This window comes from Pseudoflavonifractor sp. 524-17, assembly GCF_009935845.1.
Lineage (GTDB): Bacteria > Bacillota > Clostridia > Oscillospirales > Oscillospiraceae > Pseudoflavonifractor_A.
Genome location: NZ_QWEK01000076.1, coordinates 1 through 11,550 on the forward strand (window position 1 = coordinate 1; position 11,550 = coordinate 11,550).

Consider the following 11,550-nt stretch of genomic DNA (forward strand, 5'->3'; position numbering starts at 1 on the left):
TCCGCGAAAGGCGTTCCGGTTCAATCCACTGCTGGATGTTTGGAAGTTCAGCTTTTTCATCAGTTGTACCTCCGTTTGACGGCAAAAAGTCAGGTGGAGGATCGGGTGGCCGGGTTGGACAGCGGTGCGGACGACTATCTGCCAAACCCCTTTGACAACCGGGAATTTATTGCCAGAGTCCGGGCGCTGACCCGCAGAGGCGGAGAATATACCCCTAAAGTCCTTGTTGCCGGAAATGTCACGCTGGACTGCTCAACCTTTGAATTGAAATGCGGCTCTTCCTGCATCCGGCTGGGCAGCAAGGAGTTTCAAATGCTGGAGCTGCTCATGCGGCAGACGGGGCGGCTAATCTCCACAGAACAGTTCATGGAGCATATCTGGGGCTATGACAGCGCGTATGATTTCCTCATTGCGCCGGAAGTTTATTCTAATTGCAATGGCTTCCCTGATTGGAACAATGTCTGTTCTCTGCGCCGCCATAGGGATTAGCAACTATTGTGTAACCACAAACCGGGTGGACAAGGCTATTTTTATTCTTCATCAGAATGGCGGAACCTTCCTCCCGCCCGGTTCCCATTTCGACCCTTCCGATTTCAATTTCCAAGTCACACCGGAAACCGCCTTTGAACCAAGATATTTCATTGTGGAGCTTACAGCGCAAAAAGAAATCGAATCCGTTAACCTGGAGCATATCGCGGCGCTGGACCGCCAGACGGTGGTGGACGCTGTCAGCCGAATCATAGATGCCGGAACGAGGCGCGGATATATCGATCACTACCGTTTCGGTATATTCTCCAACGAAGATGGCGGAAGCACCATCATTGTGCTGGATTCCTTCCTCCAACTTCAGGCGGTTAATAATATGCTGCGTATTACAGTCGCCATATTCTTGGCCTGCATTTTGGTTGTTTTCGTCCTCCTGCGGGTTCTGTCCAAGCGGGCCATTCGTCCTCTTGTTGATAATCTGGAGCGGCAGCGGCAGTTTGTCACCGATGCCTCCCACGAGCTGAAAACATCGCTGGCCATTTTATCGGCGGATATGGGATTGTTGGAAGATACCTATGGAGAGGACAAGTGGTTGGAGAGTGCAAAATCTCAGATCACCCGGCTGGATATGCTGATTAAAAATCTGGTGGAGCTAGCCCGCACAGAGGAGACCATCAAAGAGGATGCCGTGGAGGTATTTTCCGTCAGCGAGATTGCTCAAGCCAATGCAGACGCATTTCAGCCGCTGGCCGAAGCAGACGGGAAATCGTTGACAGCAGAGATCAAGATAAAGGGTGTCCAGGATAATTTTTTCCGGCCGTTTTCCATCTTGCTGGACAACGCAGTCAAATACTGTGACCCGGCGGGGACGCTCTATCTGTCTGTTTCCATGCGGGGGCGGAATATCTACATTTCCGTATCCAACTCATGTGCGGGATTGGACACGGCCCAGCTCTCCCGATATTTTGACCGTTTCTATCGGGCGGATTCCTCCCGCGCCCGCTCTACCGGCGGCTATGGCATTGGGCTGTCTACCGCAAAGGCCATCGTCACCCGACACAAAGGCCGCATCTCCAACCATTATGCGGACGGCGTTATTACCTTTACCGCAGTTATCCCGCGGACAAGCTGACGCTCCTGCGTTTATAGATTGCCCCAGCCGGAGGGTCCGGCACACCATAACAGGTCATCTTTAGAACGGAAGGAACCATCATGAGCATGATAATCAGTGCAACCAATTACTTGAATAGTGCGTACCAGAACATGCGGACCGCCAGTACAGAGAAGTCTGGACAGAAAGACAGTACAGCAGAGCCACACATATTTGCCAGTCTGGATCAGGTCAGCCTGGCCCGGAAGCTCCTGCCGCTGCTTTCGTGGCAGCTTCTCTTCACACCAATCCTCCTGGTATGCGTATTTCTGCACTGTCTGGAAGCTCTGACCTGCCCGCTGGGATATTTCCCGCAAACGTAGGTCTTCATTTTCATACAAATCTTTTTGCTAACTTTTTCGTATTATTTCGCCCGCTTTTTATTTTTCCGAAACACTTTCTTAGAACAAAAGAGAGGTATGATAAAGTACAATAAGATGCGTAAATTGAATAGAAGAAAAAGAGACATGGTTAGCAGCCCTCTGGTAGAATGAAGTTGGGACACACCATTCAGAGAGGGGACAGTAAACCATGTCAGAGAAGATTGTACAGCTAAATGAAGAAGTAATCAAGGGTCAACTAAAGGAGCTGGTTCGCGGGAGCGTGGAAGAAACGCTGAATGAGCTGCCGGAGCAGGAAGCGGAGCAACTGACCCAGGCAGCCCGGTACGAGCGAAATGAGGCCCGGCAGGGGTACTGCAGTGGTCACTACAACCGAAACCTTACCACCACCTCGGGAGGTGTTACGCTCCATGTGCCCCGGCTCAAAGGAGTTTCTTTTGAAACGGCCATCATAGAGCGGTGTCGCCGGCGGGAGAGCAGCGTGGAGGAAGCACTCATGGAAATGTACCTGGCTGGTGTCTCGGTGCGCCAGGTAGAGGATATTACCGAGGTGCTGTGGGGGAGCAAAGTGTCGCCAGCGGCCATCAGCGAACTGAACAAGAAAGCGTATGTCCACATTGAGGCTTGGCGGAACCGGCCCTTACAAGGCGGACGCTATCCGTATGTGTATGTGGACGGGATCTACCTGCGGCGCAACTGGGGCGGAGCGTATGAGAATGTAGCCATTCTAGTGGCGATTGCAGTAAACGAGGATGGATACCGTGAAGTTTTGGGCGCCGCCGAGGGGATGAGGACAAAGGCCAACTGGGTCAGCTTCTTCCAGTGGCTGCGAGGCCGCGGCCTGGACGGAGTCAAGCTGCTCGGGAGAAGGCCAAAGCTGTGGTGGAGAAGCTGCGTGCCATGAGGCTGAAAGAGGCTGCCAAGAAAGTAGAAGCTGGTATTGAGGAGACGTTGACTTACTGCGACTTTCCCAGCGAACACTGGACTCGTATCCGGACCAACAATGTCATTGAACGGCTCAACCGGGAGATCCGCCGCCGTACAAGGGTAGTGGGCTGCTTCCCGGACGGTAATTCTGCTCTGATGCTGGTCTGTGCCAGGCTCCGCCATGTAGCTGCTACCCAGTGGCGCAGCAAGAAGTACATGAATATGAAGCACTTAGAGGCGATCCAGGGTGACACCTCTATCGCTGGCTGACCTCTTTCAGCCAGCGTCTGCAAACTAATTTGCGCATTTTTCTTGACAGTACCGCAAACAATTCTAGGCTATCCCATTTTGGTTGGGCAACTCAAAAAAGGAGTTTGAGGCGTCGTCCTTTCGCATGAACAGGAGGCCAAAGGAACCAGGACCGCAGTTGCTGGCAATGGCAGAAGACGCTTTTTGCAGGTAGACCCGTTCAAATGTACAATATTGCTGCACTAAGTTTTTGATGTACTGGAGCTTCTCCTTATCCAGCCCAGAATATGTGATAAACAGAATGCGGCGGTCAATATTTCTTGCTTCCTGCAGCGTTTTCCTGATATACCTTTTGGCCATGTGTGAAAAATTGCCCATTTCCACACGCCTGACTACCATTTTACTCTTTTTCAGCATAAGCACCGGATGCAACAGAAGCGCGTCACAGAGAACCTGTATCTTCTTGGATATCAGCCCGGAGCTGCACATCATATGGGTAGTGTCTATGATAAATGCGGAAGAAATGAACCGCCGCATTCGTTTCATGGACTCCACGATATCTTCCTTTGCCGTGTGATGCTCCGCCATGTGGGCCGCGTATAATACCAGCAGGCCCATGCTGCTGGAGAGATGCCCCGAGTCGACCACCGTAACATTTTCAAAGGATTTTGCCGCCTCAAGAGCGTTTTGATAGCCCTTGCTGACGTGCTTTGCCATGGCAATGTGAATGACATTTTGCGCTTCCGTCAGCTTCTGGGCAAAAAACCGTTCGTAATCCTCCACCTCAGGCGGCTGAGAAATGCCCTTTCGGCCCTCCGTAATATGCATCAGCAATTCATCCGTCCCAATCTCTTGGTCATCCAGGAACCGCCCTTCCTCTGTGCAGACATAGTAGGGACATACCGAAATGTCATATTCCTTCAAGAAGGATTCCGGCAGATCGCACACACTGTCTGTTGTCACCAGCACCGAGCGCCTTTGCGCTTGCTCGAAGATCAGAATATCTTTTTCAATATCCGTCTGCCTAACATTTTCATTCAGATGCACCAGCTCCTTGGGAAGAATACTCAGCACAGCCGCCTCCAGCAACGCACCGCTGACCGGCTTGGCAAGATATCCGCTGAATCCCTCTTTCCGGTAGAGAAGCTGGTTGTCGCTGCCCGCGTTGGCGGTCAAGGCAACCACAGGAACATCCTGACATAATCCCGTTGGCTGTGCCCGCAGTGCGTGGAGGCATTCAATCCCATCCATTTCCGGCATCAAATGATCCATAAGGATGCAGTCGTAGTGGTAGTTTTGGGTCAGGCTTAAGCATTCGGCGCCGCTGGAGGCTGTATCGATCTGAATCTTTGTCTCCGCAAGCAGCTTTTTTACCACCAGCAGATTCATATCGTTATCGTCCACCACAAGAATATGGGCATTCGGCGCCTCAAAGCTCTGCTGGTAAGTTTCGCTTTCGTGTACCTTCGTGCGGGAGGCAAGGGTAAACGTTCCCAGCTCCTTGCCGTCAACGATGTCCTGCTCCAGCATGACCACAAATTTTGAGCCTATCGTATAGACGCTGTTCACGCTGATCTCGCCGCCCATCAGCCCCACCAGTTGGTGGACGATGCTCAATCCCAGCCCGGTCCCCTCGATATGACGGTTCCGCTCTTCATCTACCCGCCGGAATGCATTAAAAATATAAGGGATGTTCTCCTTTTTTACGCCCTGCCCGGTATCTTCCACGGAGTACCAGACACGCACCCGGTTAATCGCCTGTCGCTCGCACCGGACAGAGAGGGTAACAGACCCTTCGCTGGTATACTTCACCGCATTGTTCAGCAGGTTGATTAAAATCTGCTTGATACGAACCTCGTCCCCGCAAAGCATACTTGGGATGGATGAGTCCACCTGGAGTTTGAACTCCAGCCCTTTTTCCTTTGCTTTGATCCATATCATATTGACGATCTCGGAAAAGAGAGCGCCTGTCTCATAGGAGACGTTGACGATTTCCATCTTCCCCGATTTGATCTTGGATATGTCCAGGATGTCATTGATCAGAGAGAGTAGCAGTTTGCTGGCCCCCTGGATATTCCTGGCGTTCTCCGCCACCTCTTCGGAAGTATTCTGCCGCAAAATGATCTCGTTCAGGCCAATGATCGTGTTGATGGGCGTGCGAATCTCATGGCTCATGCTGGAGAAAAAGTGATTTTCCGCGTGATTCAGCTCCTCGATCTCTTTTTTCTGCTTTTGGGTTAGGGCGTTCTCCTCTTCATACATCCTGTTCAGGAACATGAGCAGGGCACAGGTCAGCAAGCCGACCATAATCACAGAGAACGCAGAGTCAAAAAAGGCGTGATGCTGCTCGTTTTGAGCGACCAGCTCCGGGTAATAAAAGGCCATGCCGTAGCAAAACAGGGTTTCCAGCGCGCAGAGTACAAAAAATGCATTCATGCGCCGCCCCTGCAGGGTGATGCAGACATAAACAAAGCAAAAAACAAACCATTCCGGCACTCCGCTGTAAAACCCGCCCGCAGTAAAAAAGCAGACGGGAAAAAGTGTTAGAAGCAGTATCGCGATAATAGTGGCCCCTGTATGAACGCATTTCTTTTGAATGCTGAATTTGACAATCAGTGCCATAGCGATCAGGTAAACTACCATGATAAGAATATTCCATAGCGTTCGGCCCATGGGCATGGTAAATATCAGCGCAATCATGCAGATGCCCGTGACAAGGCGGAACATACGCTCATACAGGCTGATCCTGTGATCAGTGATGATTTTAAACCATTTTTTTATCACGCAGTTTCCCACTCCTCAAATTATAATATTTCCAGGAAAAACACAGAAAAAGCTACAGCCCGGTAATTTGCGCACAGAGTTCTTCATGTGCGCTCAGCAGCGCATGGTGATGTGCCCGGATGAAGTCAACATCGCTCCGCTTTCCCGCCAGCTCCAGCTCTTTTGCCTGTGCGGAAAGCGCCTCTGCCCCGATGGTCAGTGACGTGCTCTTCAGTGCGTGGACCTTGATGGCATAGTCCGTCCAGTTGGCGCTTTCATACAACGCGGCGATCTCCGTCCGCTTTTCCTCGCCCTGGGCGCTGAAAAGCCGAAGCATTTCCCGATAAAAGCCCTCGTCCCCGGCACAATAATCCAATCCCACGTCCACGTTGATGCCGGACTGAGCAAGCCGGTCATAGGGGATCGCTGAGGCATCTGCTTGGCGCATCGGAGGCTTAGCCGGCCCGGGCTGCTCCGGGCTGTCTGCTTGGACGCTCCGCGCGGCTTCCGGAAGTTCTTCCACAGGCATTTCCCCATTTGTGGGCGTTACGCTATATTGGATGCAACTCTTGGGCAAAACCTTCCGCAACACCCGCTCCAGAACCATCCGTTCAATTGGTTTGGGGACAAATTCAGTGAACCCCTCGTTGCGGAACATTTCCCTCGCGCCGCTGACGGTATTGGCGGTCAGCGCGATCACCGGCAGTTCCTGGTACATTCCGTTCCGAAGCTCCCGAATCCTCTTCAGCGTCTCCACGCCGTCAAAGCCTGGCATCATATGATCCAGAAAGATGATGTCGTAGGCGGTGGTTCCGCACTGGGCGATGGCCTCTTTTCCGCTTAGGCAGGTGTCTACCTCGATCCCATAGTTTCCCAAAACTCCCTTTGCGACCATGAGGTTCATCTCTTCATCATCCACCGCCAAGGCCCGGACTCCAACGCAGGTAAAGGGCTTCCGGCCTGCGGCCTGGTCCTCCGCGAACTCGCGCTCCCCCATCTCGCCGTTCAGCAGATTCGCCACGGAAAGAGCAGAAAACGGCTTATGTATCACAAGCAGACGGCTTTCAGGGCTCAGTGTGAAATCTCTCTCTGCAATCACGATAACACAGAGCGTATTTGTCAGCTCCTCATAATACTCCCGGTTCTCATCATACTCCGAATGGGCAATGAACACATGGGTCAGCTTGTGGCTGCGCCGCAATTTGAGCAGAGCCTCAAAATTATGCGCCTGGTATCCTTGGATGCCAAGCCCATGCATCAGATTATAGATCAGCCCGTCGTAATATCCCCGGACCTCATCACAGACATATCTTTCCGGCCTGAAATAGCAGGCTATGCACAGCTGTTCCGGGTGATTAAGCACAATGCATGGCCGCTCGTCCACAACCCTCTGTGGAATCACGATATGGGCAGACAGTCCCTGCCTTTTCTCGCTGTTGAAATGGATAAAACCGCCCATGGCAGTCAAAAGTCCCTGCGCGATGGGGAGGCCAAGACCGAGCCCTCCCGCAAGACGGCTGCTCCCGGTATCCGCCTGATAAAAGACATCATACATCTGTGTCAGCTGAGAATCGGTCATGCCGATGCCGGTGTCACAGATATCAATGACCAGATTGGCGCCGTAATTCTCCCGGCGGTGCTTGATACGGATATTCACGCCGCCCTCTTCCGTAAACTTGATAGAATTCTCTACCAGGATTTTGAGTACATGGGAAATCTTTTCCGCATCGCCGACAAGGACCGCCGGCACATTGGGGTCGATATCAAACACCAACTCCAAATGCTGCCGATTGGTTTGCAGCGCGACCGTTGTAATCACATCGTTTAGCACCGAGGTGATCATATATTCTTTTTTGATCGGGGTCAGCGTGCCTTCCAAGATCTCCGTATAGTCCAGCATATTGTTAATCTGGTTGGACAGGCGCTTTCCCGCCAGCTTTATGGATGACATATCCGAGCGGATGTCCGGGGGAAGCTCCTTTGCCAAGGCTACCTCGCTGATGCCGATCACCATATTGATCGGCGTACGAAGTTCATGGGATACATTGGATAGAAAGATGGCGTTTTGCTTCCCCGCCGTCTCCAGCTCTTCAAATATATGCTCATACCACTTCCACTGCACATTCCGCCGGTTGACCCAGTACCGCGCCAGCGCGGCTCCTCCAAGGGTCACAACAGCGCCAAGGCCTATGCGCACGATGTCCCGGAGTCCCAATTGAGCTGAGATGGTATGGAGGATCAGACCGTGGTACAGTAGCGCCAGCATATGCAGAGCGGCTATCGTATGCAATATCCACTTTTTATTCAGCATGAATAGCGCGAGGACAAGAATACAGGCTATGGCTGGTATATCATAAAGGCTGGATTCATGTACGCTGAAGAAAAAGAATTCGATCAGCATCACTCCCGCGCACAGATTCTCATAAAACATATCCGCCCCAAACTTCGTAATATGCAAAATCCACACGCTGAAACACCCTGCTGTTATTGGTAGAATCATCCAAAATTCCCATGACATGACCAATGTGACAAAACTCAATATACCGCTAAGTACCGTAATGATGACCGCCAGCAGAAGGTGCCTGCTTATCTGTTCCTCCGGCCTCATCGCTTCTCAAACTCCTGGAAGATCCGTTTTAGCAGCTCCTGGGGACGGTAGGGCTTTTTAAGATAGTTCACCGCGCCCAGCTTGATGGCCCTGACGACATCCTCCTCCAGCCCCGATGCAGTCAAAAAGATCACGGGGATCTCGGGGGCAAAGCCCTTCATGCGCTCAAATGTCTCAATGCCGTTCATCTCCGGCATATCAATGTCCAGAAGAACCATGTCTACCTTCGTGTCCCTCAACCTCATCAGCGCGTCCATCCCTGATTCCGCCGTGAGCACGTCATATTCCTTCCCGAGGATGATCTGTGTCCTGGCCAAATTCATGCTGTCGTCATCGACAACTAAAATGCGCTTTTTCATGTGGCTACCTCCAGCTTTATTATTGCAAAGTCGCATGAAGCGATACATAGTCTATCCTAATTAAAAACCGCGGAAAAGTCAAGCATATGTTTTCGCTAGCTAGCTAGGGTAACGGGCAAACCCAGAACAAAATACATCTTTCACATGTCTTGTTGGAAACGGGGCATAAAAACCCAGCAAAGTACACAACAGCGCCTGCACGCAAGGCCGCAAATTTAGGTTTGAATTCTTTGTGGCGTCATGATAGTATATAGGGAATGGGAGGAATGTATTTAAAAATTATGGTATATCCTGGAGAGGGATGCTTCTCTGTCCCCACATCAAAATGCACAAGAGAGGAATGATGATACATGAAGTCGATCAAATCAAAAATACAAGTCAGTATGCTGTCGGTGGTGCTGATTGGCTCAGTGCTGATCGGTGTGATCACAGCCCTACTCAATGCCGCCGGAATCGATGATGTTATGACAAAAACCCTGGGCCCCGCCACACAGATGGCTGCGAACGCGGTGGAATGGAGGATGGGGAACTACTGGACGGCGCTTCAGGAGGCCGCAGCCTCTGATATTTTCCGCGACTCCGACCCTATGGATCAGGAGCTGGTGTCTGTCCGGGATAAAATTGCCCAGCGAAATGGGTTTCTGTACACGGGAAAAATGGATGCTAACGGCTTTTCCTCCACAGGCTACAGCTACGCAGAGGAAGATTATTTCCAGCAGTGTAAGGCCACTATGCAGCCTTATATCTCTGATATTATGAGCGACGGCCAGCAGATGATCTTCCTGCTTGAGGTCCCCATCATTACCAACGGCCGCTTTGACGGCATCGTTTACGGCGGGATCAGCGCGGATTTCCTATCAGACATCGTAGTTGACCTGTCCATGGGCCGCGATGGCGTGGCCTATGTGCTGGACCACCGGGGCAATGTCATCGGTCATCGGGATACCTCCATCGTAGAGTCGGGTTCCAACATGATTGAGACCGCAAAAACAGACTCCAGCGTGGCTGATGTGGCCGCCGTAAACCAGCGTATGCTCCAGGGGGAGACTGGCTTCGGGGCCTACAACTTTTATGGCGACAATAAGTTCGTTGGTTTCGCCCCTATTGGAGGTTATCAGAAGTGGAGCATCGCCATAGAAGCCAGCCAGAGGGAATTCAAGTCCACACTGGACCGCAGCCTTATGCTGACGGTCTTGGTGGTAGTTCTTGTTGTGCTGGCTACTTTCCCTGTGGCCGTCAAGGTGGGACAGTCCATTTCTGGCCCCATCCAGTCCTGCGTTGTCCGACTGGAGCAGCTGGCAGACGGCGATCTGCGCTCGCCGACCCCAGTAGCCCGCTCAAAGGATGAGACCGCTAAGCTGACAATGGCGCTGGACACGACGATTCTCCGCCTGAACGACGTGTTGCAGGATGCGTCTCACCACCTGGGAAAAATGGCGCGGGGAGATTTCCGCGAGAATATCACCCGTACATACTGGGGAGATTTTGTGACCATGGAGCAGTCCATCAAGGCAATCCACAATTCTCTGCGGCATACGCTTTCCCAGATCAGTCAATCCGCCGGAGCCGTGGCCAGCAGCGCCGTTCAGGTGTCCAACGGCGCACAGTCCCTGAGTCAGGGGGCCGCAGAGCAGACCAGCGCCGTTCAGAAACTTTTCTTCACCGCCGCCAGCATCGTGGAGAGCGCAAACCAGACCGTTTCCACTGCAGAGGAAGCGGGAGATTTTGTGACACAGGTGGGAACACAGCTTGGGATCTGCGTAGACTATGTCAAGGAGCTGAATACCGCGATGCAGAGAATCTCCGGTTCGTCCACGGAAATCAGCAAAATCATTGACACGATTGAAAATATCGCGTTTCAGACAAATATCTTGGCATTGAATGCCGCTGTAGAGGCGGCCCGTGCGGGCAGCGCAGGCAAAGGCTTTGCTGTGGTAGCCGATGAGGTACGTAATCTAGCTTCCAGATCTGATGAGGCGGCTAAGGCGACCAAGGAGCTGATCGAGGCTTCTATTGCCGCTGTTGCGGAGGGCGGCCAGGTATTTGAGAAGGTGACGGGATCGCTGGATGCAACCAGTACAATCGCGGAAAATGTGACCGCCAAAATGAGCGCAATGGTAGGCGCCGTTGGGGGGCAGACCACCGCGATCGCTCAGGTTACAGAGGGAATCGAACAAATATCCTCCATTGTTCAAAGTACCTCGGCGACTTCGGAGCAAAGCGCCGCTACGGCGCAGGAGCTGTCGGATCAATCGCTGCGGATGAACGATCTGGTGCATAAGTTTCAATTGAATTAAAACTGGCGCCCCTTGCGCTATGGAGCTTGACCGGTAAAAGGCAGAAGTCCCTCCGGCAACGCTTAGGTACAATAAGAATGGAGAAGGAAAGGCCATAGATAGGGACGTGTCTTAAGGTAGCGGCAAACCAAGCTGGTCGGCGAGGGATTTTTGCGGACCGGCTGAAAGCGTTCGTTAAGTTCGGTTAAGCGGCAGTATTTGCTCCGCTGTCCAACGCCGTCAGATGAGCCTTTACCCTGGCATAGTAGATGCGCAGAAACTTGGCAGCACCGGCCACGGTGTAGACATAAAAGTGCTTGCCCTCGGCCCGCTTTTTGTCCATGAACTGAAGTATGGGATTGGCCGGGTCAGAGTGCTGGAGGATTGTGCT

General features: G+C 52.2%; 6 protein-coding genes and 2 pseudogenes. 4 read left to right on the forward strand and 4 right to left on the reverse strand.

All coding sequences use genetic code 11. The features are described from left to right. From D1159_RS17680 to D1159_RS17690, 3 genes and pseudogenes are all read left to right on the forward strand, one after another. Positions 1-489, forward strand: a 489-nt coding sequence (locus D1159_RS17680) for a response regulator transcription factor (RefSeq protein WP_161846933.1), incomplete at its 5' end; no start/stop codon positions are given. 154 nt (positions 490-643) lie between these two features. After that, complete coding sequence (locus D1159_RS17685; protein WP_161846934.1) at positions 644-1,618, forward strand: ATP-binding protein; 975 nt, start codon at positions 644-646, stop codon at positions 1,616-1,618. A 549-nt stretch (positions 1,619-2,167) separates the two neighbouring features. Next, positions 2,168-3,174: pseudogene (locus D1159_RS17690) on the forward strand (IS256 family transposase). Between the two features lie 63 nt (positions 3,175-3,237). Here the strand turns inward: D1159_RS17690 and D1159_RS17695 are convergent. From D1159_RS17695 to D1159_RS17705, 3 genes are all read right to left on the reverse strand, one after another. After that, complete coding sequence (locus tag D1159_RS17695; protein ID WP_243152371.1) at positions 3,238-5,589, reverse strand: DegV family protein; 2,352 nt, start codon at positions 5,587-5,589, stop codon at positions 3,238-3,240. Between the two features lie 400 nt (positions 5,590-5,989). Continuing rightward, positions 5,990-8,182, reverse strand: coding sequence for a hybrid sensor histidine kinase/response regulator (locus tag D1159_RS17700; protein WP_243152372.1), 2,193 nt, complete (start codon positions 8,180-8,182; stop codon positions 5,990-5,992). Positions 8,183-8,520: 338 nt separating this feature from the next. After that, the gene (locus D1159_RS17705; RefSeq protein WP_161846937.1) at positions 8,521-8,883 is read right to left on the reverse strand and encodes a response regulator; all 363 of its coding nucleotides are present in this window, start codon (positions 8,881-8,883) and stop codon (positions 8,521-8,523) included. Positions 8,884-9,233: 350 nt separating this feature from the next. Here D1159_RS17705 and D1159_RS17710 point away from each other — a divergent pair, with 350 nt between their 5' ends. Then, complete coding sequence (locus tag D1159_RS17710) at positions 9,234-11,180, forward strand: methyl-accepting chemotaxis protein (RefSeq protein ID WP_161846938.1); 1,947 nt, start codon at positions 9,234-9,236, stop codon at positions 11,178-11,180. A gap of 184 nt (positions 11,181-11,364) precedes the next feature. Here the strand turns inward: D1159_RS17710 and D1159_RS17715 are convergent. Then, positions 11,365-11,550: pseudogene (locus D1159_RS17715) on the reverse strand (hypothetical protein); the annotation flags it as partial.

Excerpts from the sequence above, each read along its gene's own strand:
- D1159_RS17705 (WP_161846937.1), bottom strand. The coding sequence starts at position 8,883 with ATGAAAAAGCGCATTTTAGTTGTCGATGACGACAGCATGAATTTGGCC.
- D1159_RS17695 (WP_243152371.1), bottom strand. The coding sequence starts at position 5,589 with ATGAATGCATTTTTTGTACTCTGCGCGCTGGAAACCCTGTTTTGCTAC.
- D1159_RS17700 (WP_243152372.1), bottom strand. The coding sequence starts at position 8,182 with ATGCTGGCGCTACTGTACCACGGTCTGATCCTCCATACCATCTCAGCT.
- D1159_RS17710 (WP_161846938.1), top strand. The coding sequence starts at position 9,234 with ATGAAGTCGATCAAATCAAAAATACAAGTCAGTATGCTGTCGGTGGTG.